The organism is Arthrobacter sp. A5, from assembly GCF_051131705.1.
GTDB lineage: Bacteria > Actinomycetota > Actinomycetes > Actinomycetales > Micrococcaceae > Arthrobacter_M.
This window is the reverse complement of record NZ_CP180316.1, coordinates 2,855,552-2,878,249: the sequence shown is the minus strand read 5'-3', so window position 1 is coordinate 2,878,249 and position 22,698 is coordinate 2,855,552. Positions and strand designations below refer to the sequence as shown.

Here is a 22,698-nt window from a genome sequence, read left to right as displayed (position 1 = left end):
TAAGCGGGAAAGTCCGGATCGTGCTGGGCGGGCAGGATCTTCGACCCAGCGCAGGGGACGCCCGACCCCGAAGTTCAGCGCGAACATGATAGCCGCCTCAAGAGCAGGGGTGCCATTGACCGTTTGCCAGATGGGAAAGACCTGAGAAGTGACCCTGTCTGAAGGGGGTTATGCCACTCGAGCGTTTTCCGATCCGTCAGCTACAGGAAGATCCAGTGAATGCGCTCGACCGGCGAAGTTGGCCAGCGACGCTACCTCCGGTAGCTTACGTGCTCGATCAGGGACTCGATCTGACGTACGGGCTTTCGCCGGAGGGCGGGTCAACCGGTGCACACCAGAGAACCAGATCGACGGAATCCGAGCCCGCCGATCACCTGCAGCTGATCCGCAACGCCGGCACAACCCGTCGCGGCTATTTCCTGCGGGCGGAGACGATGCATGGATTCTTTACAGATCTTGAACTGAATCCGTCACAGCGCCGGCAGGATCTGGCCTTCCATCAAATGTCCCATGGCGAGTCATTTTTGGAACTGGTTATTGACCGGTTCCGTGGGCCTGGATTCTGGCTGTTGGACGAGCCTGAGTCAGCACTGTCTTTTTCGGGATGCCTCGCACTACTCAGCATAAGCACATCCAGTCTGGGCACGGCCGCATCTTTGTCTGCCGAAGGATCAACCACTGACACTGAAATGCGGCTCCAACCGCCGCTCCGTGCAGACGACTTCGGAAAAGGACAGCCGTGCGCGTGCTTGGCACGAAACCGTTATCGTACTAAGTACGGATTTACCCTAGGGTGAGAGTGCACGACCCGAAGGAGCACGAACATGAAACAGATCCAGACCCGGCCGATGACCGGCTCGAAACCTAGTCGTGAAAGCACCGGGGGACGCCTTCCCCTCAGCCGGGAACGGGTGCTGCGTTGCGCCACCGAAATCGCCGATGAGGCGGGGATCTCGGCGCTCACCATGCGCTCGCTTGCCCAAGCACTCGGGGCCAAGCCGATGTCGCTTTACCACTACGTGGCCAACAAGGACGAGATCCTCGACAGCATCGTGGACCTCGTCTTCAGCGAGATTGCGCTGCCCTCGGCCGAGGGCAACTGGCGGACGGAAATGCATCGGCGGGCCAACAATGTCCGGCGCATATTGCACCGCCACACCTGGGCGATCGGGCTCCTGGAATCGCGGACCACACCTGGCCCTGCCACGCTGCGGCACCATGACGCGACCCTTGGCGCCCTGCGTGCGGCCGGCTTCTCCGTGCCGATGACAGCCCACGCCTACGCCCTACTCGACAGCTACATCTACGGATTCGCCCTGCAGGAGGCCTCTCTGCCCTTCAAAGGCCCGGAGACCGTCGCCGACGTTGCCGCACCAATAGTGCAACTGTTCTCGTCTGGTGAATACCCCCACCTCGTCGAGATCGCTACCGAGCACGTCCTCCAGCCGGGCTACGACTTCGGCGACGAGTTCGAGATCGGGCTTAACGTGATCCTCGATGCCCTCGCACGATGGATTCCGGACAACAGCGGCGACATTCCATCCTTTGCGGCGGCACGCAGCAGCATCGGCGGCCACCTTGTTCTCCGATGACCTGTTCGACCGGCCCGGGCGCGAACTCGGCGCCGGCGCAACCTGGGTACCGGGATGGCTGACGCTCGAGCAGCAGCAGTGGATCGTCGCGCGCTTCCATGAGTGGGTGAAAGGACCCGTTCCGATCCGCGCCGCGAAGGTCCGCGGCAACGAGATGAGTGTCAAAACCGTCTGCCTCGGCTGGCACTGGCGCCCCTATGCCTACTCCCGGGAAGCCGTCGATGTGAACGGCAACAGGGTCCTCCCCTTTCCCGACTGGATGGTCCGCCTCGGACGAAAGGCTCTCGTCGAGACCACGGGTGACCCGCACGCCGGCGATGACTACACCCCCGACACGGCCCTCGTGAACTACTACGACGGCGCCGCCCGCATGGGCATGCATCAGGACAAGGATGAGCAATCCCTCGCTCCCGTCGTGTCGCTGTCCATCGGCGACACCTGCCGGTTCCGGTTCGGCAACACCGAGAACCGGAATCGGCCCTTCGAGGAGATCGAGCTCGCTTCCGGCGACCTCTTCGTCTTCGGCGGTCCCTCCCGCCTCGCCTACCACGGCATCACCAAGGTCCTCCCAGGCACCGCCCCGGAGGGGTGCGGACTGCGGACCGGGCGCATCAACATCACCCTGCGCGTCACCGGCATGACCTGAGCGTCGGCGTCGCCCGCGGTAAAGTCAGTCTCGGGATCCCGTGACCTTCAGCAGCTGCTGGGCCATAGCGCGGATCAGCCCGGGTGCTTCGGAAAGCGTCAGCCAGGCCTGCGGCAGGCAGTCCTCGCCGTAAAAGGCGCCCAGAATATTCCCGGCGACCGATCCCGTGGAGTCGCTGTTGCCGTCGTGGTTGACGGCCACCCGCATGGCGTTCAGGAAATGCTCGACCGGCGACGACGAGACCTCCTCCGTGACCAGCACGGCATAGAGGGCGATGGCCAGCGCCTGGTCGGCAGCCCCGCTGCCCAGCGCCTGGTCGGCAGCCCCGCTGCCCAGAGCCAATGTGAGTGCCTCGGGCCCCAGCACGGCAGCCGGTGACGGCTGTCCGGCGGATAGTTCCAAGGCCGTATCCAGCCGCCCCAGCAACCGTGCGTCCGCTGCCGGCTCGGCACCGGACCGGTCCCGCATGGAGAGCGCTGCGGCTTGCAGAGTGAGATTTTCGACGGCAATGCGGTGGATCAACCAACTGAACGCGGCCGCCGACTGCAGAGCAGCGGGATGCCCGTGCGTCAGAGCCGCTCCATTGGTGCTTAGGCTGTAGACGGCCTCCGCCGGAATATGGGGCACCAGGCCAAACGGGGCGGAGCGGCTGAGGGCTCCGCACCCCTCGGCGTCCGGATTGACCGGACGCGAACGGGTGCCCATCTCTCCGCCAGCCAGGCCGCTCAGGGACGCCCCGTCCGGGTGCCGGCGGTGGTGCAGCGTCTCCTGCCCGTCGATCCAGCGTGGCTGGGCGGCGGGCACACTGGCCGGCGGCGTGACTCCCTGGTTCGCCAGCCAACGCAGATATGCAAGCCAGAGGCAGGCAGTCTCATCCGCGGCCGTGCCGTCGTTGGCCCATTCGAGCGCCTCGACCAAGGCATCGACCGTGTAAAGAGTCATCTGTGTATCGTCGGAGAAGTGTACCGGCCCCGCAGCCTGCGAGAGGTCCAGCAGCCCAGCGCTGCCGTAGCGGGCGCGGATGGCGGCAATGCTGTCGGAGGCGACCAAATATCCGAAGCTGTCGCCGAGGGCTCCGCCCATCAGCGAACCGCGCACACGTGAGGCGAGGCTGACGGCTGCGGCGGACGGTTCAGCGGTAGAGGAGTCCATGCTTCCAATTTAGCGCCTCTGCCTGCGGGCGGAACCCGGCGTTGGACACCGCTTCGGTCACCGCTGCGGCAGATGCCGCGGCAAGCACAGTAAACTTGGGACAGTACCCCGCCCCATCAGAGAAGGATCACCATGCGCGAGCCCGCCTGGCGACGGACCGGCACGACCCCGGACTACAGATTTTCGCTGGCGAACGAGCGCACCTTCCTGGCCTGGATCCGCACTTCCCTGGCGCTGCTGGCGGGATCGGTGGCGATCGATCAGCTGGCCCCGCAGTTCGCGCCCGGGGCCGTCCGAGCGGTGCTCTGCGTGGTGCTGGCCGCGTTTGGCGCCATGCTGGCGGTGGTCAGCTACCGGCGCTGGGGTCACCAGGAACAAGCGATGCGCAACCAGCAGGAACTGCCGCATTCCTGGATGCTGCTGGCCATGACGCTGGGCGTTTCGCTCGCCGCGTTGGTCTTCGCCGTGCTGATTCTGATCCGGCCGTAACGGTGCGGGGACAGTCGTCAACTCGTGATCCGGGGTTGCAGCCCGAGCGCACGTCCTTGGCCTGGCGGCGCACCGTGCTCACCATGGTGGTGGTGGACCTGTTCATCTGGCGTGGCTGGCTGGCGTCCTTGGAGGCCGACGGCGGCGCCGCAGGTCTGTCCGGGCGTCCACTCGGCTTGGGGCTGTGTGCCGCGACGGCCGCGGCGACGACGGCGGTTCTCATCATCTGTGCGCTGCTGCGCCTGCACGAGCTGCACGGCCAGGCTCCCGGGACCCACGCCGCTCCCGCAGACGGGGTGCTGCGCGCGGCCGCGGGTTCCGTCGTCGCCCTTGGCGCCGCCGCTATTGTGGCCATCTTTTTGATCTGACCCCGCCACCTTCATAATCTGACGCCATAATCCGATGCCATAATCTGATGCCGCGGCGCTCACCCGCACGGCGGCCCCGTCGCTCCGACCATCGCGGAACCCGCCTTTCGCGCAGCTCCGCGGCGCCGCCGTCGTCGTCCGGAAAGGCCGCGCCGGTCGCTTCCGGTCACAGCCTTCTGCCAACTCGGTAGAGTATCTTGGGGAACATTGAGCGGGAAGCGGCCCAGCGTTCGCTGCTGGAGAACACCCGCGTCAAGCTGACCAAAACCAATTGCCAAAGGATTTTTCACTGATGACTTCACCCAGTACTGTTGCGGGCCCAGCCGCCCGGAATGCCCGGACCTCCGTGGTCAAGCGTCCAGAATCCGGCCTCGCCGCCCGGCTTTTCGCGGAGGCGCTGGGCTCCTTTCTGCTGGTCTTTGCCGGATTGGGCATTGCACTGTTCAACGGTTCCGGCAGCTCGGCTGCCGTGCCCGTGGGCATCGGTTTCGGGCTCGCCCTGATTGCCGGGCTGATCGCCTTCGGCCATGTCTCCGGGGGCCATTTCAACCCGGCCGTATCATTTGCCGCGGCGCTCGCCGGCCGGATTAAGTGGATTCATGCCCTCTGGTACGTGCTGGTGCAGGTTGCCGCCGCGACCGTCGGGACCTTGGTGCTCTTTGCGCTGCTGCAGGTCCTCCCCGCGGTGTCGGGCAGCGGTGGCAAGCTGACCACCCATACTCTGTTCAACAGTCTGGCCAACGGCTTTGACGCCCATTCGCCGTCGACCGTTCCGCTGGCCGGCGCATTGCTGATCGAGGTTGTCTGCACAGCCATCTTCGTTGCCGTCGTCCTTGGTGCGACGCAGGCACGGGCCAACCGCACACTGGCCCCGATCGGCATCGGGCTGGCCTTCGCAGCCGTCATTACGGTGGCACTCCCGGTGACGAACGCTTCGATCAACCCGGCCCGTTCCACGGCCGTGGTGTTCTTCGCGGACGGCTGGGCCGCGGAGCAGCTCTGGCTGTTCTGGGTTGCCCCGCTGCTCGGTGCTGCCGTGGCCGGCCTGCTGTTCCGCGCTTTTTCCGCCACCATTGGGGTCACCGCGGCCGGCGTCTCCGGGCTGAACGTTGAGGAAGTCGGGGAAGTTGAGCTTGACGAAGACGAGGTTGTAGCCGGCACGGCCGACGGCGGCGCGGATGTTGGCGCCCTCGCAAACGGTGCCGGCGGCGGACGCAGGGGACGCAGGGCTGCTGTTTTGGAGACGGACCCGGCAGTGAACGCCCCGGTTTCCGAGCTACCCGGACCGGTTCCCGCCGCCGGCGCGCCTGCGGGCACCGGCGCCACCAAGACACCCGCAACGACGGATGCGCAGGACTTCTTCGATGACAAGGGCACTGTCAAATAACCTTCCCTGCGTAACACTGCTCCACGGGCCGCGCCACGGGTGCTGCTGACGGCTACCGCTGACAAAACTGTCAGTGGTAGCCGTTAGCGTTGGAGCATGCGTTTACTTCATACATCGGACTGGCACCTGGGCAGGTCGTTTCACGGCGTCGGCATGCTCGCCGCGCAGCGGAATTTTGTGGATCAACTGCTGGAGACTGTCCGGGAGGAAAAGGTCGATATCCTGCTGCTGGCCGGTGACGTCTATGACCGCGCGCTCCCTGGTGTGGACGTGGTTAATCTGCTCGATGACGCTTTGTCCCGTCTGACGGCGGAGGGCGTGGCGGTGGTGCTGACCAGCGGAAACCACGATTCGGCCACCCGGCTGGGCTTTGCCGGCAAGGTGCTCGAGCGCGGGGGAGTCCACCTGCGCACCCGCATTGACGGGCTGGACGTCCCGGTGATGTTTGAGCTGGGCCGCGATGCTACGGGGAAGGACGCACAGCTGGCCATTTACGGGCTGCCGTTTCTGGAGCCGCGGACGGTGGCCGAGGCGCTGGGGGTGGAGCAGCCGTCGCACTTCACGGTCACGGAGGCGGCGCTGCAGCGGGTACGGACTCATCTGGCGCAGCAGAGCCGGCCAACGCACTCCGTCGTGCTGGCGCATACTTTTGCCAGCGGCGGGATCAGCTCCGACAGTGAACGCGAGCTCAGCGTGGGCGGCGTGGGGGCCGTGCCGCTGGACCTGTTCGACGGCTTTGCCTATACCGCGCTGGGGCATCTGCACGGCCGTCAGATGCTCAGCGAGACGGTCCGCTATTCCGGCTCCCCGCTGGCCTACTCTTTTTCCGAAGCGCGGCAGGACAAGGGCGGTTGGCTGCTGGAGATCGGTCCGGACGGGCTGGAATTCGTCAAACCGATTCCGTGGCCGGCCAGCAAGGAGCTCGCGGTTTTGCGCGGGGGCCTCGAGCAGCTGCTCACCGCAGGGGAGCACGCGCATGCGGAAACCGCTTACTGCCAGATCACCCTGACGGACAATGAACGGCCGGCGCACGCGATGGAGCGGCTGCGCAGCCGGTTTCCGCAGACACTGGTGCTGGCGTTTGAACCGGCCGATGCCCGGACGAAGGGACCGACCAGTTACAGCGACCGGGTGGCCACAGCCGCCAACGAGCTGGAGCTGTGCTGCGGTTTCCTGGAACACGTGCGTGGGCGCAGTACATCCGTGGAGGATAAGGCGGTCCTGCTCGGCTCCCTCGACGCCGTCCGGCTGCAGGAGGCGGCCAAATGAGAATCCACCGACTGGAAATCCAGGCCTTCGGACCCTTCGCGGAGCGGCAGATCATCGATTTTGACTCCCTCAGCGGGCAGGGACTGTTCCTGCTCAACGGCGCCACCGGGGCGGGCAAGACCAGCGTCCTGGATGCCATCTGCTACGCCCTGTACGGCTCCGTCCCGGGAGCCAGGCAAAGCGGCAAACGGCTGCGCAGCGACCATGCCGCTGAGGGGATGGAACCGCAGGTCATCTGCGAGTTCAGCGCCAGCGGGCGACATCTTGAGGTGCTCCGCAGTCCGGCTTGGGAGCGGCCCGCAAAGCGGGGTTCGGGGACGACCACGCAGCAGGCGAAGACCCAGCTGCGCGAGAAGGAAAACGGGGTCTGGGAGGAGAAATCCACCCGCAATGACGAGGCCGGTGCCGAGATCACCGGCCTGCTCGGCATGGACAAGGATCAGTTCACGAAGGTGGTGCTGCTGGCGCAGGGGGACTTCGCCGCGTTCCTGCGTTCCAAGGCCGACGACCGGCAGGAACTGCTGCAGAAGCTCTTCGGCACACAGGTCTACAAAAACCTCGAGCGGCAGTTGGCGGCGGATGCCGTGGCGGCCAAGATGGCGCTGGCGGATAAGGAACAAGAACTGCAGCGGCTGGAATCCCTGGCCCGCAGCCAGGCAGAAAGCCTTCTGGGCGTGCAGGGCCGCACCCCGGACGGGCCGCCGCGGGAGGCCCCCGGGGCCACAGAAGTAGACCGCGTCGGGACGTGGTCCGATCCGGTGGGAGTCCTGCCGGGCGCGGCGGACGGGGGCGCCGCGGATGCCGAAGCGGCGGCCGGCCGCCGGCTCTTCGACGTACTGCTCGGCCGGCTGGAACTTGCGCACGGGGCGGCCGAGGCGGCCGCCGCATCCAGCCGGTCGGACGAACAGGCCGCTGCTGCGGCGCTGGAGTTCGCCGAACAGCTGCGGACACGTCACCGGAAACTGCAGAGCGCCGAAGCTGAACGCAGCCGCCTCGCCCAAGCGGAGCCCGAATTTGTGGGTTGGCAGCAGCGCGCGCTGGCGCACCGGGAGGCGGAGGTGCTGACCGGGCAGCTGACGGGGCTGGCCCGGGCGGCATCGGTGTCCGCCACCGCCGAGGGCGCCGCGGCCCGCGCGCTTGACCGGTTGCTTGCTGACAAAACGGCGCTCCCGCTCACCGGTCTGACCGGGTACGGAGCGGGCGTGTCCGGTCCGGCAGCGGCTGGTTCGGCTGGGGTGGGCTCGGACGTGTCCGGTTTGACTGGGGCCGGGAGGGACGTGTCTGACTTGGACCTGTCCGGTTCAGCCGAGGCCGTTTCAGACGGGGTCGACCCGCGGGGTCCGAACCATTCCGTGCTGGTGGTGGCGCAAAAACGCCTGGATCGGGAGATAGCGATCGTTGAGGAGTCGCTGCCGGATGAGGACCGCCTGGCAGCCCTGCAATCCGAACTGGCGGGAACCGAAACCGCCTTGGAGAATGCCCGCGCCGCTGCGCTGACACATGCCGCGGCGTCCGCTGCCGCCACGAAGGAAAGTACCGCGCTGGCCGGGGACCTGGAGGGATTACGGGTACTGGCAGGGGCCACCGGACAACGCAGCCTCGCCGTTGACGCTGCAACCGAACTGTTGGCTGTCATCCGCGCTCATCGGACGGCGGAGCAGCAGGTGGCCCGCTGCGGGCAGGAACATCATGACGCGCAGCTGGTCTTCTTGACGGCCAAGGAACATTGGCTGGAGCTGTTGAAGCGCCGGTTGGAGCTGGCGGCGGGCGAGCTTGCGGCGAAGCTGGTGGAGGGGAAACGGTGTCCTGTCTGCGGCAGCGAGCTTCATCCGTGCCCTTCGGAGCTTGCCACCACCGGGCTGCAGGCCGTTGAGGAGGAGGAACAGGCCAAGCTGCACCGGGACGAAACGGAGCTTGCCTCGGCCGCGGCTGTGCAGAAACTCAACGAGGCCCGGCAGCACCTTGCCGGGCTGGCAGCCATGGGCGGAGCGGCCGACGAGGCGGCGACGGAACGGGACGCTGCGGCCGCCGGCCGAGCCTTGACCGAGGCGAAAAACGGCGCGGCTGCGCTCAAAGATCAGGAGCGGCAGCTGGAAATTCTCGGCGTTCAAATCCGGGAGCAGGACGGACTCTGCGCGTCTGCACGGGAACGGGCAGCCGGTCTTGCCGCTTCGCAGCTGGCCATGCATCGGGACGTGAATCGGCTCGACGCGAAGCTGGCAGCATCCCGGGAAGGCTTCGGCTCCCTGGCGGCCAGGCTGTCCGAGCTGCGCCGGGTCGCTCTGCTGCTGGTCCGGGCCAGCACCGCGGTACAGGCCAGCGACAGCGCGAAAGCCGCTTTCGGCTCCGCGCAGGAAGCGCTGGAACTTGCCCTGCCGGCCACACGCTTTGTGGACGCCGGATCTGCCCGCAAGGCCTTGCTGGGCGCAGACGAGGCCTCGGCCTTGCTGGAGCGGATCCGCAGCCACGAAGAAGACCTGGTCCGATGCGCCGCTTCCTTCGAGGCGGAAGACGTCATGACGGCAGCGGATGAGGCCGACGCCGGCATGGCAGTTCCGAACGACGCGCGGCTGGGGCAGCTGCATGCCCTGGCCCGGACCGCCGCCGAAACAGCGGGCGACGCGGTGCTCCGTCGCGGGCTGGCGGCCCAGGCCCTCGACGCTGTCCGCGCCGCGGCGCAGCAACATGCGGAGCTCGATGAGGTGGTGGAACCGCTGCGCGGGCACACCGACCGCGTGGGCAGCCTTGCCGACACGGTCCGCGGGCTGGGGGATAACACGTATAAAATGCCGCTGAACAGCTACGTCCTGGCCGCGCGGCTGGAACAGGTGGCCGCGGCCGCCTCAGGGCGTCTGCGCACCATGAGCGATGGCCGCTACACCCTCAGCTACAGCGACGCCCTGGCCGGCGGCAATCAAAAATCCGGGCTGGGGCTGCAGGTGGTGGATGAATGGACGGGGCAGTCCAGGGACACGGCCACGCTCTCCGGAGGTGAGTCATTTATGGCCTCTCTTGCCTTGGCGCTCGGTCTGGCTGATGTGGTGCAGCAGGAAGCGGGTGGGGTGGATATTGAGACGCTCTTCGTCGATGAAGGGTTCGGCTCGCTGGACGAGCAGTCGCTGGAGCAGGTCATGGACGCGCTGGAGGGACTGCGGGCCGGGGGACGCGTCGTCGGGCTGGTCAGCCATGTGGCGGAGATGAAGCTCCGCATTCCGGCGCAGCTGCACGTGCACAAGGGCCGGACCGGGTCCACGGTTTCCGTGCTCGACGGCGCGGCCATGGCGAACTATTAGCGCAGAATTTCGACCAACAGCACCCAGGCGATGATGACAGAACCGATGAAGACCAGGATTGTGCCGGCAGCAATCCAGTAGACACCATCCGGATTAGAGCTGGTCAGCAAAATTCCACCGACGAGGAACGGAGCGATTTGGACGGGCCCGAACGCTGCCTTGGTGAGGCTCTGACCCAGCGGAATTTCCGCCCGAAGAAAGGTGATTTTCCGGCCGGCGTCAAGGTAAAGCGCCATAGCATCGGCAGCGAATAGCACCGTCTCGAGACCGAGCATGAGATCGGATTGGTCGGGGATGAGCGAGGCAGCCGAGACCACGACGATGAGGACGAGTGATCCGATGGTCGCGGCTCCGCGCGAGGGCATGGAAGGGATGGCGATGATTTTGGCGATGTTTACCGACATCGCAACGATAATGAGTCCGGCCAGCGCCGCTGCGGCTCCTGCGGTTGCGAGGAAGAATTCATGCCATTCGGAGTTCATGGCTGCCCGGCGGTCATGACGCGGCGGGATGTATGACGGCCACGCCGGCAGGTGGGAAGTAGCCGGCCAGCCATCTACGGGGCGCGCCGTGAAAGCGGCCGATGAAATATGTCACGTCAGCCTTTCCTCTCGAGCCGCGAAATGATGTAACCGCATAATAGCCGGGCGATTTTTTCCGTGCAAACACATTGTCAAGGTCTCCGCACGGTCAGGGTCTCTTCACGGTCACCCTGGATGGCCACGTGCGGATAGAATTACCGGTGAATCCGGGTTGCGCGCATCGGGAGGGGGGACGATGCGCATAGTTTGAGGCGACCGGAAAAATGACTACCCCTCTTCCCTCTCGGCCGGAAACGGCCGACCACCGCTCTGAGCCGGCGTTTACCGCCCCCGTTCCTCGCCCTGCCGTGGCCGGCTCGGCCGCACCCGGTACTGCTGCCTCCGGCGGAATCTCCGCTGCTGGCGGTCCGCCCGGATCACGTCGCGGCCTGCTGGGCCGTTATGCCTCCCTGCCGCGTCTGGCAGGGCCAGGATTCATCCCCCTTGGTCTGTTCGCCCGTGTCCCGCTGGCCATGCTCACCGTAGGCGTCCTGACCCTGGTCACCAGCGTCAGCCACTCGTACGCCATCGGCGGACTCGCGGCCGGCGCGGTCGGAATCGGCTCCGCGGCCGGTGCACCCGTCCTCGGTTTCCTGGCCGACAAATTCGGTCAGCGGCATGTTCTGCTCAGCGCCGCCGTATTGAACGCGCTGACCCTTGCCGCCGTCGTCGTACTTACCTACAGGGCCGATGGCTTTGCGTCGCCGGCCGTCGCAATGGTGCTCGGGGCCGCCCTCCTTAGCGGCGCCACCTCGCCGCAGGTTGGGCCATTGGCGCGGGTGCGCTGGATGTCGCTGAGCGTCCGGCTGCCGGCGGGGCAGCGGGATGCGGCCGTGGAGACCGCGCTGTCCTACGAAAGCACGGCCGACGAGCTGACCTTCGCGCTGGGCCCGGCGCTGGTCGGAATCCTGGCCTCGCTCGTGGCACCGTGGCTCCCGCTGGTGCTGGCGGCCGTGATGACGTTGCTTCTCGTCTCACTCTTTGCCGTCCACCCCACCGAGGCCGCCGTCCTCCGGCATCGGAAGGCCGAACCCGGGCCGGGCGCCGAAACGGCTGAGCCGGTCAGCCTGCTGCGGCTGGCCGTTCCCGTGCTCGGGATGGTCTGCATGGGGACCTTTTTTGGCGGCGCTCAGACCGGGCTGATCGCCTTCACCGGAAGCTTCAGCGCGTCCGAGCTGGCCGGACTGCTGTACGCGGTGATGGGGCTCAGCTCGGCCGTCGCGGCGCTCTCGGTGGCTTACTGGCCCGCGAGGTTCAGTCACCCGCAGCGCTGGGTGACCGTGGCAGCGCTGATGACGGTTCTCTCCCCGCTGCTGTTGCTTCCTGCATCCGTCCCCGCAATGATTGCCGTGCTGTTGGTCCTCGGCATACCGGTGGGGCCGGCCATGGTGACCATTTTCAGCGTTGGCGGGCTGCTGGCCCCCAGACGTTGGCTGGGCACCATCATGACCGCGCTGGCCAGCGGCATCGTTGCCGGCTCCGCCCTCGGCTCCGCACTGGCCGGCAGCGTCGCGCAATCCTCCGGGTATGCCGCGGCATTCCTGGTGTCCCTGGCCGCCGCGGCCGGCCTCTTTATTCTGGGCACCATTGCGGCGATGATGATGCGCGGGCGGACAGTGGCGGCGGGCGTCGTGAAGATCGAGCCCGAGCGACTTAACGAGCCGTGAGGTCATCCGAATCTTCCCTGTCCGTCTGCAACTCTGCTTCCGGACCAGGCACCCCCTTGCGCAATGTGCGGCGGTGAGTTCCCACCGCTACTGCGAGTGCGCCCAACGATGAGAATCGTTGCGACTGCGAACGTCATCCGCATTCCGGTGGCAACGGCAGCGGGAGGGGCCGTTTTGATGTCCATCGTCGCGGATCCAGACGCGAACAAGGCGCCCATCACGGATGCACCCGTCGTCTTCAACGCCGCGATAAGGTACGTCCAAAACAACACCGGATCGTTCTCACGCGCAGAGCTTGGTCTCCAGCAGTGGACCTGCCATGACCGCCTCCCTTTAGGAACCAGTCATCGTGCGAACCGCCACCCCGACACACGCCGGCAGTTGACCTGTTGTGAGCATCAATCGATCCTTACCACCATTGCGTGTACGACCGCAACGCAAAAGAACCGCCGACTGGGATCTGGCGTCCCAGGTGCGGACCCCCAACTGACAAATTGCGCAGGTTTTCAGCCGAGCTGCGCCTGGATGCGCTGCGCGCCCGCGGCCAGTCTTGTCCCTATCATCTCCGGCTGTTGAGTAGTCCGGATATAGACGACGGCCAGGGCGGCCGGGCGGTGGCCGGGAACCAGGATCGGGGAAGCCACCGAGGACACGCCGCTGATGACCTCATCATGGCTGACGGCGTAACCGAGGTCATGCGCAGCGGCGGCCTCGGCGCGGTAGGGTTGGTCCGGGACGAGCTCGCGCCAGCGCTGTGGAGTCAGTGCGGAGGCGATGGCGATTCCCGGCGCTCCGAGTGCCAGTGGATGGCGCGTTCCCGGACGCTGCGCCAGAGCCGCGCCCGACTGCCGGGGCTCCACGGTCACCAGGGTGACGCAGTCCTCCCCATCCCAGATCCCGACAAAAGCCGTCATATTCAGCTCTTCGGCCAGCGCGGTGAGCTCGGGCAGCGCGGCCGTCTGCAGATCGCGGGAAACACTGCGGGCCAGCACTGCCAGGCCCGCCCCCGGAAGCAGACGGCCGCCGTCGTCGCGCACCACCAATGAATGATCCTCCAACGTGCGCAGAATGCGGTAGGCGATTGACCGATGTACGCCGAGTTCCGCGGACAGCTCGGCAATGGACAGCGGCGCTGATGCCGCCGCCAGAATTTCCAGCGCGCGGACGCCGCGCGAAAGTGTCTGGGAATGGCTGGGGGAGTCGGCCACGGTTTTCCTTTCTAGGACCGGGGTTCTTGTGCCCTGGCTCACAGTCGAATACAATTCAATAGTAGAGCAAACAGTTCAATTATGGAACGTGAGTCCGCTGAGGAACCGATGATGACAGCGAAGGCAGAGGGAAAGGGGCCCGATCCCGTTTCCCTTTCGACAGGGCGCCCCAGTGCTCTCACGCCCCGGGCACACCATTTTCGCGGCAGCCTGGGCCGCTTTGCCACGGGGGTGGCCATCGTGACCTTTGATGGCGTCACCAAGCGGCACGGGATTACGGTCAATTCCTTCACCTCCGTCTCCATGGAGCCGCCTCTGGTGCTGGTGAGCATTGCGCGGAGCACCAAGGCGCACGATGAACTCGCGGGCCGGCCGTTCACGGTGAATATTCTCGGTGCCGAACAGCGCATGCTGGCGATGCATTTTGCCGGCCGGCCCGGACCCGATCCGGTCTGGGTGGAAGGTGGATCCGCACCGAGGCTCTCTCACGTGCTGGCCTATTTCGAATGCCAGCCGTGGGCGGCCTACGACGGCGGAGACCACACGCTGTATCTGGGCGAAGTCACGGATTTCGACTACCGGAGCGGGGATGCGCTGGCGTTCGCCAATAGCAGCTTCACTACCATTCCGGAGAGCCAGCTGGGCGTGGAGGACCTCCTCTAGCCGCCTTGGCCGGGCCGACGGCGGGCATGCACCGGCATGTGGTGATCGATGGCGAGGTGGTCTCGGAGAACATCGCCGAGCACCCTGCCTTCCGGAATGTGGCCCGCACCTACGCCAAGCTATTCGACATGCAGCATGATGCCGCATACCAGGACGCGTTGACCTACACCTCGCCCACCACCGGAGACAGGGTGGTCGCCTCGTTCCAGGTCCCGCGGACCCCGGAGGACCTTCGGCGCCGCCGCGCCGCCATCCGGACTTGGGCCGAATATTCCAATGGGTTCCTGGGGCGCACCAGTGACTACATGAACAGCTCCCTGACCGCGCTGAGCGCAGCGGAGAAGTGGTTCTCCCAAGCGGACCCGATGTTCGGGGAGAACATCCGCAAATACTACGAGCACTGCCGGGAATGACCTACTCGCCACGCACACCCTGATCCCTCCGCAAGTGAACCGCTCGGTCTCCGGCAGCGAGCAGCTCGGCGGCCAGCGCCAGCCGCTTCGAGGAGATGGATGCCGTCGTCGTATTTGACGACGTTTTTGTGCCCAACGAACGCATTTTTATGCTCGGTCACCCGGAACTGTGCAACGGCTTCTGCTCCGAGACCGGTGCGGGCGCGCTGATGACCCACCAAGTGGTCACCCGCACCATCGCCAAGAGTGAATTCTTCCCGGGCCTGGCCAGTGAGCTGGCCGCGTCCATCGGCATTACGGCTTCCAGCACATTCAGGAGGATCTGGCCGAGCTGATCCAGACGGTGGAGGTCGGCAAGGCCCTGATGACGGCGTCCGAGGCGGAGCCGGAAATGACGGACGATGGCGTGCTGTTGCCGAAGTGGACGACGCTCAACGCCGCGCGTAACTGGTACCCGAAGGTCGCGCAGCGCTTCCCCGGCGATTATCCGCAAGTTCTCCGCCAGCGGGTTGATGGCGCTGCCAGGGGAGGCCGATGTGAACAGTTCCGCGCTGCCGGACATTGAGCTGTACCTGCAGGCCAAGACACTGACCGGACCCGAGCGCGTGCGGTTGTTCAAGCTGGCCTACGACGCGAGCATTTCCTCCTTTTCCGGACGCCAGGCACTGTACGAATACTTTTTCTTCGGCGATCCGGTGCGGATGGCCGGTGCTCTCGTCAACTGCTACGACCGCGAGCCCGTCCGCGCCCGGGGTGCGCAGTCTTCTGCAGCGCGAGGACTAAGCCCATCGGCCCGGCCCGGCACCGGACCGGCACGCGGCCGCCACCCGGCCCGCCGCCGTCGTCGCCTGTGGTCCGCGTGTCACATGTGCTCCGCATCACAATAGGATGGTAGGTTTCTTACCAACTGAACGATCTGTCGGTAATTCATCGCTCGCACCATTGAATTCGCTCGAACCACGAATTTCGGAGGAAAAATGTCCAGTACAGCAACCGAGGGTGTTCAAGAGGGCCCGCGGCTAAAAATGTCCGGCGAGGACCGCAAGGTGGTGGCCGCCACGATGGTGGGGACCACCATAGAGTGGTACGACTTCTTTATTTACGCCCAGGCGGCCGGGCTGATTTTTGCCCAGCTGTACTTTAGTCCGCTCGGCTCCACCGGGGCGCAGCTGGCTTCGTGGGCATCGCTGGGCATCAGTTTCCTCTTCCGGCCCCTCGGCGCGGTCGTTGCCGGCCACCTCGGGGACCGCGTGGGCCGCAAGGCCATGCTGGTGCTGACGCTGCTGATGATGGGAGGGGCGACGGCGTTGATTGGTCTGCTGCCGACCTATGCCGCCATTGGCATCGGGGCGCCCATTCTGCTGATCCTGCTGCGCATTATTCAGGGCTTTTCCGCGGGCGGCGAATGGGGCGGGGCCGCGCTGATGTCCGTGGAACATGCGCCCCTAAGCCGCCGCGGTCTGTTCGGCGCGTATCCGCAGATTGGTGTGCCGGTCGGACTGATCCTCGCATCGCTGGTGATATTCGTGCTGCGGGCGGCGCTGGGAACGGAGGCATTCCTGGCCTGGGGCTGGCGGGTGCCGTTCCTGCTCTCTCTTGTGCTGATTTTGATCGGCTACGTAATTCGTCGGGCCGTCGCGGAAAGCCCGGTGTTTGTGGAAATGGCACAGCGGAAGAAGGAGTCTTCGGCGCCCCTGGGCGTGCTGTTCCGCAGCCATAAGCGCAATGTCATCCTCACTGCCGTAATCTTCATCGGCAACAATGCCGCCGGGTATATGGTCATCGCCTTCTTCTCCTCCTATGCCACCAAGACGCTGAAAATGGATACAGCGCAGGTCCTGCTGGCCATTGTCGTGGCGTCCGTGGGCTGGCTGACGTTCACCCTGTACGGGGGCGCCCTTTCGGACCGGATCGGCCGGGTACGTACCTTCCAGATCGGATACGCCTGGATCTTTGTCTGGATGGTCCCGATGTTTCTGCTGATCGATACCGCGAACATCTGGATCTTCGGTGCCGCGGTGTTCGTGCTGACCGTTGGATTGGGACTCTCCTATGGGCCGATGTCCGCCATGTACGCGGAAATGTTCCCGGCCAATGTGCGCTACTCCGGCGTTTCCATCGGGTACGCCTTGGGCGCCATTCTCGGCGGTGCTTTCGCTCCGCTGATCGGTGATGCCCTGATGGGTGCGTTCCACTGGTCTCCGTCTGTCGGGATCTACATCATGGTCCTCTGCGCCATTTCCTTCATCGGTGCCACCATGGTCAAGGAGACCCGCGGTACTCCGCTCGGCGTGGCGGGTGGGAAGCTGAAGTAGCCGTGGCCCTGCAGCTACTGAACCCTGCTGCGCCGTCGGTCCAGCGGGCGGTCCCAAATTTCCTGCCGAGTCGTCCCGAGTTGGGGATAGTCAGCTCATCGAAAGTGTGATAACCGGTGATCTCACCGCCGAACGGATGATATCCAAACGTGCCGGCCCGTGTCAGCGGAGACCCAGGAAGGATTGTCCTAAGGAATAGGCGTTGCACCGGGTCCGGTAGCCCGGCAATCTCCTCGCTGGTGAAGATCGCACCACTAGGTGCGTGGGTCAGTAGTCCGTCCTAGTTTTAAAACGCCGGCGAATTATTTAAAACGCCGGCGGATTAGCCGGGCTGCCGGATGTGGGGCTGGGAGAATTGGGGTATGGATGCCGGTTCCCAGGATGGTTTGTTCGCCGAGTCGCTCGTGGGGCCCCTCGTGCCTCCGGCCGTTGATGAGCCGATGGATGCCAACGGCGGGGCCAGGAAGCGGTTCCGGGGGTTTGAACCCGAGGCGGTGATGCTGGTCCCGCCGTCACTGGATGAGTGGCTGCCGCAAAACCATCTGGCCCGGTTCATTGCCGAAATGGTGGACACGGAGCTGGACCTGGCCCGCTTCTACAAGTCCTATGCGAAGGCCAAGGGCCAGCCGCCGTATGATCCGCGCCTGATGCTGCGCATCGTCCTGTACGGATATTGTGTCGGGGTCCGCTCCTCGCGGGAGTTGGAGCGGGCATGTACGGATGTGGTCGCGTTCCGGTGGCTGGCCGCGCAGCAGGCCCCTGATTTCCGCTCGATCGCCCGTTTCCGCGAACGCCACCTCGCGGCCCTGGCGAACGTGTTCCTCCAGGCCCTGGAACTGTGCCGGGCCGCGGGTATGGTCTCCCTGGGCAGGGTGGCCCTGGACGGGACGAAGGTGCGGGCCAACGCGTCCCGGCACAAGGCCATGAGCTATGCCCGGTTGAGCGCGAAGCAGAAGGTCCTGGCCGATGAGATCAGCGACCTGATGGAAGAGGCGAAGACCGTCGACGCGGCCGAGGACGCCCGCTTCGGGCCGGGCACTCGCGGGGACGAACTCCCCGCGGAGCTGGCGAACAGGCGGGCCCGGGCCGCGGCGATGGCCACGGCCCGTGCCTCACTGGAGGAAGAAGCCGCTGCCAAGGCCCGCCAGCTCGCGGAAGAGAAGGCCCGGTCCCGCGGCGATGATGACGAGGACATCACCGCTGCCGGCGACACTGCCGCTGCGAAGGCCGAGCCGAAGCCCACGGCGCAACGGAACTTCACGGACCCGGACGCGCGGATCATGAAAACCGCGGATGGTTCATACCATTACTGCTACAACGGCCAGGCCGTCGTGGATGCTGACCACCAGGTAATTGTTGCCACCAGATTGAACAACGTGGCCGTGGATGTGCAGCAGCTGGCCCCCATGATCGAACACACGGCTGTCTCTGTAGGTGCAATGCCCACGACGTGGAGTGCCGACGCCGGGTATTGCTCGGCAGCCAACCTCGAGCACGTCAAAGACGTTGAAACGGCTCATTCAACCGAGTTCTTCATCTCCACCCGACGCATGAAACACGGTACGCCGATTCCCGAGTCGCCCCGGGGCAGGATCCCGGCCAACGCGAGCCTGGCAGAACGGATGGGACGGAAACTCAAAACCAAGAAGGGCAAGAAAATTTATGCCCGGCGCAAAGCGATCGTTGAACCGGTCTTCGGCCAGATCAAGACCCGGCAGGGCAAAAACGTGCTCCTGCGCGGCATGGAGAAGGCAGCGCGTGAGTGGGAGTTGCTGGCAGGGTGCCACAACCTAATGAAGCTCTTCAGCCACCGCACCCGGGCGGCCTCCCTGGCGCGGATGTAGAACGGGGGCCGGCAACGGGGCAGCCCCGGGACGCCAACGGCGGCTCTTCACACCTCGCTGAACGATCCCTCGGGGCGGGGGCGCCTCCTTCAAAGGAAATTATTACCGGCATCAGGATTCATCGGCTGCCACGCCGCCGAACATCAAACGGCTAAAACCACTACCGACCCATGCACCTAGGGACGTCTTTGAGCCGCAGTTCCCACTCGGACAAACTCTTTGGTTCGCGCTGATCCGAGCTCCTGACGATTCGCCTACGATGGCGACAGGATTCGGTCTCATCGTGTGAAGCAGTCGCCGGAGTACGACGAGTGTAGTGGCTGCAATGAAACTGATGGGAATCATCACCGACCAGCCCGGGACCTCAGCTCTAACCTGCGCCACGAAAGGCGTGCGGAGAATTGGCAGGCAGGTGAAGCCAAGGAAGACCAACGATCCTGCGGCCGGTGGCGTAGGCGACCCGGTCGCGACGAAGCAGTAGCACGCCGCTGGCGCAGACGGTGGGAAGAAAGAGTGCGAGGTCGAGCACGTATACGGGGTTGGTCGGGACCTCCCAGGTGGTTGCGCTGGTTGACGGTTGACCGGCCAGCACGTCTGGGCCGATCTCGCTCAACCACAAAACGGTGGGCAAGACCGCCGCCGTAATCAGGAACCACCCCGGCAGACGCACTGCCGCGCCAGCGAAAACATGCCCTCATGCCTGGCATGTTCAGCGAAGCCGAACTACCGGCCACGGTGTACACAGATAGGCCGAGTACTGCCACCCAGACAAGGGACAGCGGCTATTTGCGAACCGGCCATGCAGCCCCTACCAGGTTCCTGCCCTGAGGAACACGACCCCGGTGAACAATTCGAGACCGATCAGAGTTTCGTTCGCCCCGGGACCGCGGTTGCGATCATCGGATCCGCTTCGCAGCCGCGAGTGGCCGCGTTGTCCACGTACTGAGTATGGTTGACCTCCCCACAAACTTCCACGGCTCGACGCCAAAACACGACGACCGCGGATGGCAATAGCCGAGGTCATTCCCGCTTTAGTGCTTCAAGGTGCACGCGAACTGTGGGGCCGCCCACTTGGGAGTTGCCGAGGCTTGCCCCAGAAGAGGAAACCCCAACTGATGCCGTCAGGTGTCCGCTGGTGGTTCCCCCACTGACACGCCGTTACCGGGCATCAGTTGGCCGTTGGTGCAGGAGATTCTTGAACAATATGACGGACTGTGCAGAGGGAAAAGCGCCAGGCCAAGGGCCGCGGGAGACGGTGGCGCACGTGGTTGCGGCGCCGTTCCTCACTCCCTTTGACACGGGGGATTGCAGGTGGGATGCTCGCCTTGCCGGGTGATGAGGAACGGCCCGCGTGAAAGCGACTGTTGAGCGAAAGGTGACGGATATGGATGCGCCGGAGCAACTAAAGCCTTCAAAACCCAAGAACCGCTCGTGGTGGATCAGCACGAACCACATTGTCCACTGCTATGCGAATCCGGCGGCCGACTGCGTTGTTACGTCACTTTAGGGGACCGCTGAGCAGGCGGCGACATCTTTTCACGATGCCGAGCTGGTGAGGGCGACGGGTGACATCAATGCCATCCTGACGAGGGTTGAGGAGAAAAAGGCTCAGGGCAGGAGCCTGTCCTTTATCGTGGTCGGCAACAGGCCGTTCCTGGTCTGGACAACACCGAGTGCGACAGGTCCCGATGAACCCGGGGCGATTGGTCCCCACGACGAATTTCAGACACTTATAAAGGCACTCGGACTGAAGGCGGACTTGGCTGCCAAACCGCATAAGCGCTCCTGGATACTCGGCCCGATCACGCACAAGATTTATTGCTTTGCGAGCCCGGCCGGTGACTGCCTTGTTCATGGATTATGGGAATCAGCAGGTGGGGCGGCGACATCTTTCCACGATGCCGAGCTGGTCAGGGCGACAGGCGACATCAACAGCATCCTGACAGGGATCAATGCGAAAGCGGGCCGGGGCAAGGACCTGTCCCTGATCGTGGTTGAAGATAGGCCCTTTTTGGTCTGGACCGAACCCGGCGCAGTTGGTTCTCATGATGATCCCGACGCCATCGAAAAGGCACTGGGGCTGAAAGGGCAGAGGTAGGCACCGGATGCCTCTGCCCGGGTCGTGCGGTCTGTGCGACGGATTCGAAGGCGCGGTGAAAGCCGGTCTGATGCAAAGTTCTGGGCCGGACGCGGCGGCTTGCTCATCACTTGCAAAATCGGCCGCCAGGCAACGAATTCAACAGCCGCCGGGACTCCTCGGACCCTGTAACCGGGCCACCTCCGCGTCGCTGACCTGTTCGAAGTCCAGGTAGGCATTGCCGACGGCGCGGAAATTGCCAGGGATGCGCAGACAGATCACCGAATCCGCCGCTCCGGCGACGGTCTTGTATGCTTCCAACGAGCCGACGGGTACGGCGGCGACGACGGCGGCAGGGCCTCCACGGCGGACTGCCTCCACTGCCGCAAGCATGGTGAAACCGGTGGCAACACCGTCATCGGTCAGGATGACAGTCATGCCCGCAAGATCGGTATCCGGGAGACCGTAGTCCGCAACCCGCCGCAGCAGCTCAGCGCGCTCGCGGTCTTCCACTTGATTCAGGTCTGCTCGGGTGATCCCACTATGAAGCAGCCGGTCCACGAATGGCGGATTGATCACGCGCACGATGTCACCTCGGCAGATGGCCAAGGCGCCGAAGGCGGTCTCGGGCTGACCGGGAACGCCGAGCTTTCGGACAATCAGAGCCCCGGATGGAATGCCGAGCTCAGCGCCGACCGCCACAGCAACGGGAACACCGCCGCGCGCCAGCCCAAGCGATATCGCCTCCGGACGGTTCCTGAACTGCGGCAGGGCCGCTGCCAGACACCGTCCGGCTTCCGCTCGGTTGGTATAGCGTCGCATCATGGTGCTTTCCCGGCCTCCGCGACCAGACTACTCCGCTTCCGCGACGCCATTGGGGTGAGCCGGATCGCCATAGGCCCCGCCGGTGCGCTGTCATACGATCGACGTATGACAGCGCGCCGTTTTGTCCAGGCTGACGTTTTGACCCGCATTCCATTTCGGGCAACGCGGTCGCCGTCGTGTTTGACGCCGACTCGCCTTTTCCGCCTTCATTGATCAGCAGAATGGGGCCGCCTGGGTGGGGCGGCAACACGGCGACGTGCATTAGCGGCGAGGTGTCCAGCTCACGGGTTCGACGGCGAATTTGTCGCTCCCGCCCCAAAACGTGAGGACATGTTGTGACAACGCACCGGAAACAGGAACCGGAGTATGTCCCGGATCCCGGGCGCTGGCGGGTTCTCATGGTTTTGCTGGTAACGATTTTCATGTCGCTGGTGGGCGTGAGCATTGTCAACGTGGCGCTGCCCTCGATCCAGACGGGTCTGGGGGCCAGCCAGTCGGAGATCCTATGGGTGCTCTCCGGCTACGCGCTTACATTCGGGGTGGTACTGGTCGCGTCGGGCAGGGCCGGCGACATATTTGGCAGGGCGCCGCTGTTCCTGACCGGCGTGGGTATTTTTACCGTTTCGTCGGTGGCGGCCGGGCTGGCCGTGGACCCCCTGATGCTCAACGTTGCCCGGTTTGTCCAGGGCCTGGGTTCCGGGCTGCTTAACCCGCAAGCCGTGGGGATGATTCAGCAGTATTTCCGCGGGGCAGAGCGCGGTAAGGCCTTCGGCATGTTCGGCAGCATGGTGGGCATTGCGGTAGCCATCGGGCCGGTGTTGGGCGGGGCGCTCATCGAGTTGGGCGGAGTACAGCAGGGGTGGAGATGGACATTTGAGCTGCCGCGAGGAATTCGGACAGCGGAATTGG

General features: G+C 65.0%; 19 protein-coding genes and 2 pseudogenes. 17 read left to right on the top strand and 4 right to left on the bottom strand.

Annotated features, from left to right (window positions below; genetic code table 11):
- Nucleotides 1-215 precede the first annotated feature (215 nt).
- The 3 genes from ACLLJI_RS13575 to ACLLJI_RS13565 are packed head-to-tail and all read left to right on the top strand — an operon-like array spanning nt 216 to nt 2,238.
- The gene (locus ACLLJI_RS13575) at nt 216-797 is read left to right on the top strand and encodes a hypothetical protein (RefSeq protein WP_434613102.1); all 582 of its coding nucleotides are present in this window, start codon (nt 216-218) and stop codon (nt 795-797) included.
- Nucleotides 798-824: 27 nt separating this feature from the next.
- The gene (locus ACLLJI_RS13570; RefSeq protein WP_434613099.1) at nt 825-1,592 is read left to right on the top strand and encodes a TetR/AcrR family transcriptional regulator; all 768 of its coding nucleotides are present in this window, start codon (nt 825-827) and stop codon (nt 1,590-1,592) included.
- Nucleotides 1,579-2,238: an alpha-ketoglutarate-dependent dioxygenase AlkB family protein gene (locus ACLLJI_RS13565; protein WP_434613095.1), complete on the top strand. Its 660-nt coding sequence runs from the start codon at nt 1,579-1,581 to the stop codon at nt 2,236-2,238. Before ACLLJI_RS13570 ends, ACLLJI_RS13565 begins: the two co-directional genes overlap by 14 nt.
- 24 nt (nt 2,239-2,262) lie before the next feature.
- Here the strand turns inward: ACLLJI_RS13565 and ACLLJI_RS13560 are convergent, their stop codons facing one another.
- Nucleotides 2,263-3,390: an ADP-ribosylglycohydrolase family protein gene (locus ACLLJI_RS13560; RefSeq protein ID WP_434613092.1), complete on the bottom strand. Its 1,128-nt coding sequence runs from the start codon at nt 3,388-3,390 to the stop codon at nt 2,263-2,265.
- A gap of 132 nt (nt 3,391-3,522) precedes the next feature.
- Between ACLLJI_RS13560 and ACLLJI_RS13555 the strand changes: the two genes are divergently transcribed.
- From ACLLJI_RS13555 to ACLLJI_RS13535, 5 genes are all read left to right on the top strand, one after another.
- Nucleotides 3,523-3,879 carry a YidH family protein gene (locus ACLLJI_RS13555; protein ID WP_283562202.1) on the top strand — a complete coding sequence of 119 codons (357 nt, stop codon included), beginning with the start codon at nt 3,523-3,525 and terminating at the stop codon, nt 3,877-3,879.
- 2 nt (nt 3,880-3,881) lie between these two features.
- Nucleotides 3,882-4,247, top strand: coding sequence for a DUF202 domain-containing protein (locus tag ACLLJI_RS13550; RefSeq protein WP_434613088.1), 366 nt, complete (start codon nt 3,882-3,884; stop codon nt 4,245-4,247).
- A 292-nt stretch (nt 4,248-4,539) separates the two neighbouring features.
- Nucleotides 4,540-5,634 carry an aquaporin gene (locus ACLLJI_RS13545; RefSeq protein WP_434613085.1) on the top strand — a complete coding sequence of 365 codons (1,095 nt, stop codon included), beginning with the start codon at nt 4,540-4,542 and terminating at the stop codon, nt 5,632-5,634.
- Between the two features lie 96 nt (nt 5,635-5,730).
- Complete coding sequence (locus ACLLJI_RS13540) at nt 5,731-6,903, top strand: exonuclease SbcCD subunit D (protein ID WP_434613082.1); 1,173 nt, start codon at nt 5,731-5,733, stop codon at nt 6,901-6,903.
- Nucleotides 6,900-10,196 carry an AAA family ATPase gene (locus ACLLJI_RS13535; RefSeq protein WP_434613079.1) on the top strand — a complete coding sequence of 1,099 codons (3,297 nt, stop codon included), beginning with the start codon at nt 6,900-6,902 and terminating at the stop codon, nt 10,194-10,196. The genes ACLLJI_RS13540 and ACLLJI_RS13535 overlap by 4 nt, the downstream gene beginning before the upstream one ends.
- Here ACLLJI_RS13535 and ACLLJI_RS13530 read toward each other — a convergent pair.
- Nucleotides 10,193-10,678 (bottom strand): hypothetical protein, encoded by a 486-nt coding sequence (locus tag ACLLJI_RS13530; RefSeq protein WP_434613077.1) that lies wholly within the window; start codon nt 10,676-10,678, stop codon nt 10,193-10,195. The two genes, ACLLJI_RS13535 and ACLLJI_RS13530, sit on opposite strands and share 4 nt — an antisense overlap.
- Before the next feature lie 323 nt (nt 10,679-11,001).
- Between ACLLJI_RS13530 and ACLLJI_RS13525 the strand changes: the two genes are divergently transcribed.
- Complete coding sequence (locus ACLLJI_RS13525; protein ID WP_434613074.1) at nt 11,002-12,444, top strand: MFS transporter; 1,443 nt, start codon at nt 11,002-11,004, stop codon at nt 12,442-12,444.
- 506 nt (nt 12,445-12,950) lie between these two features.
- Here ACLLJI_RS13525 and ACLLJI_RS13520 read toward each other — a convergent pair.
- Complete coding sequence (locus tag ACLLJI_RS13520; protein WP_283562210.1) at nt 12,951-13,652, bottom strand: IclR family transcriptional regulator; 702 nt, start codon at nt 13,650-13,652, stop codon at nt 12,951-12,953.
- A 108-nt stretch (nt 13,653-13,760) separates the two neighbouring features.
- Between ACLLJI_RS13520 and ACLLJI_RS13515 the strand changes: the two genes are divergently transcribed.
- The 7 genes and pseudogenes from ACLLJI_RS13515 (at nt 13,761) to ACLLJI_RS13485 (ending at nt 20,985) form a co-directional block, all read left to right on the top strand.
- On the top strand, nt 13,761-14,315 hold the full coding sequence (locus ACLLJI_RS13515; RefSeq protein ID WP_434613069.1) for a flavin reductase family protein: 555 nt from the start codon (nt 13,761-13,763) through the stop codon (nt 14,313-14,315).
- 5 nt (nt 14,316-14,320) lie between these two features.
- Nucleotides 14,321-14,728 (top strand): 4-hydroxyphenylacetate 3-hydroxylase N-terminal domain-containing protein, encoded by a 408-nt coding sequence (locus ACLLJI_RS13510; RefSeq protein WP_434613066.1) that lies wholly within the window; start codon nt 14,321-14,323, stop codon nt 14,726-14,728.
- Nucleotides 14,729-14,823: 95 nt separating this feature from the next.
- Nucleotides 14,824-15,293 (top strand): annotated as a pseudogene (locus ACLLJI_RS13505) (4-hydroxyphenylacetate 3-hydroxylase C-terminal domain-containing protein).
- Nucleotides 15,265-15,615 (top strand): 4-hydroxyphenylacetate 3-hydroxylase C-terminal domain-containing protein, encoded by a 351-nt coding sequence (locus ACLLJI_RS13500; RefSeq protein ID WP_434613063.1) that lies wholly within the window; start codon nt 15,265-15,267, stop codon nt 15,613-15,615. The pseudogene ACLLJI_RS13505 and the gene ACLLJI_RS13500 overlap by 29 nt, the downstream one beginning before the upstream one ends.
- Before the next feature lie 90 nt (nt 15,616-15,705).
- Nucleotides 15,706-17,043, top strand: a complete 1,338-nt coding sequence (locus ACLLJI_RS13495) for an MFS transporter (RefSeq protein ID WP_434613060.1) — start codon at nt 15,706-15,708, stop codon at nt 17,041-17,043.
- Between the two features lie 440 nt (nt 17,044-17,483).
- Nucleotides 17,484-18,887: an IS1182 family transposase gene (locus ACLLJI_RS13490; protein ID WP_434621093.1), complete on the top strand. Its 1,404-nt coding sequence runs from the start codon at nt 17,484-17,486 to the stop codon at nt 18,885-18,887.
- A gap of 1,552 nt (nt 18,888-20,439) precedes the next feature.
- On the top strand, nt 20,440-20,985 hold the full coding sequence (locus ACLLJI_RS13485) for a hypothetical protein (RefSeq protein ID WP_434613057.1): 546 nt from the start codon (nt 20,440-20,442) through the stop codon (nt 20,983-20,985).
- Between the two features lie 138 nt (nt 20,986-21,123).
- On the opposite strand, the gene ACLLJI_RS13480 is transcribed toward ACLLJI_RS13485, so the two are convergent.
- A complete protein-coding gene (locus ACLLJI_RS13480; protein WP_283562217.1) occupies nt 21,124-21,789 on the bottom strand; it encodes a phosphoribosyltransferase in 666 nt (221 codons plus the stop codon).
- A gap of 398 nt (nt 21,790-22,187) precedes the next feature.
- Here ACLLJI_RS13480 and ACLLJI_RS13475 point away from each other — a divergent pair.
- Nucleotides 22,188-22,682, top strand: a pseudogene (locus tag ACLLJI_RS13475) (MFS transporter); the annotation flags it as partial.
- Nucleotides 22,683-22,698: the final 16 nt, after the last annotated feature.

What these genes read in the sequence shown, in the direction of transcription:
- ACLLJI_RS13480 (WP_283562217.1), bottom strand. Translation starts at nt 21,789, where the DNA reads ATGATGCGACGCTATACCAACCGAGCGGAAGCCGGACGGTGTCTGGCA.
- ACLLJI_RS13525 (WP_434613074.1), top strand. Translation starts at nt 11,002, where the DNA reads ATGACTACCCCTCTTCCCTCTCGGCCGGAAACGGCCGACCACCGCTCT.
- ACLLJI_RS13570 (WP_434613099.1), top strand. Translation starts at nt 825, where the DNA reads ATGAAACAGATCCAGACCCGGCCGATGACCGGCTCGAAACCTAGTCGT.
- ACLLJI_RS13535 (WP_434613079.1), top strand. Translation starts at nt 6,900, where the DNA reads ATGAGAATCCACCGACTGGAAATCCAGGCCTTCGGACCCTTCGCGGAG.
- ACLLJI_RS13540 (WP_434613082.1), top strand. Translation starts at nt 5,731, where the DNA reads ATGCGTTTACTTCATACATCGGACTGGCACCTGGGCAGGTCGTTTCAC.
- ACLLJI_RS13530 (WP_434613077.1), bottom strand. Translation starts at nt 10,678, where the DNA reads ATGAACTCCGAATGGCATGAATTCTTCCTCGCAACCGCAGGAGCCGCA.
- ACLLJI_RS13545 (WP_434613085.1), top strand. Translation starts at nt 4,540, where the DNA reads ATGACTTCACCCAGTACTGTTGCGGGCCCAGCCGCCCGGAATGCCCGG.
- ACLLJI_RS13555 (WP_283562202.1), top strand. Translation starts at nt 3,523, where the DNA reads ATGCGCGAGCCCGCCTGGCGACGGACCGGCACGACCCCGGACTACAGA.
- ACLLJI_RS13515 (WP_434613069.1), top strand. Translation starts at nt 13,761, where the DNA reads ATGATGACAGCGAAGGCAGAGGGAAAGGGGCCCGATCCCGTTTCCCTT.
- ACLLJI_RS13560 (WP_434613092.1), bottom strand. Translation starts at nt 3,390, where the DNA reads ATGGACTCCTCTACCGCTGAACCGTCCGCCGCAGCCGTCAGCCTCGCC.
- ACLLJI_RS13490 (WP_434621093.1), top strand. Translation starts at nt 17,484, where the DNA reads ATGGATGCCAACGGCGGGGCCAGGAAGCGGTTCCGGGGGTTTGAACCC.
- ACLLJI_RS13495 (WP_434613060.1), top strand. Translation starts at nt 15,706, where the DNA reads ATGTCCAGTACAGCAACCGAGGGTGTTCAAGAGGGCCCGCGGCTAAAA.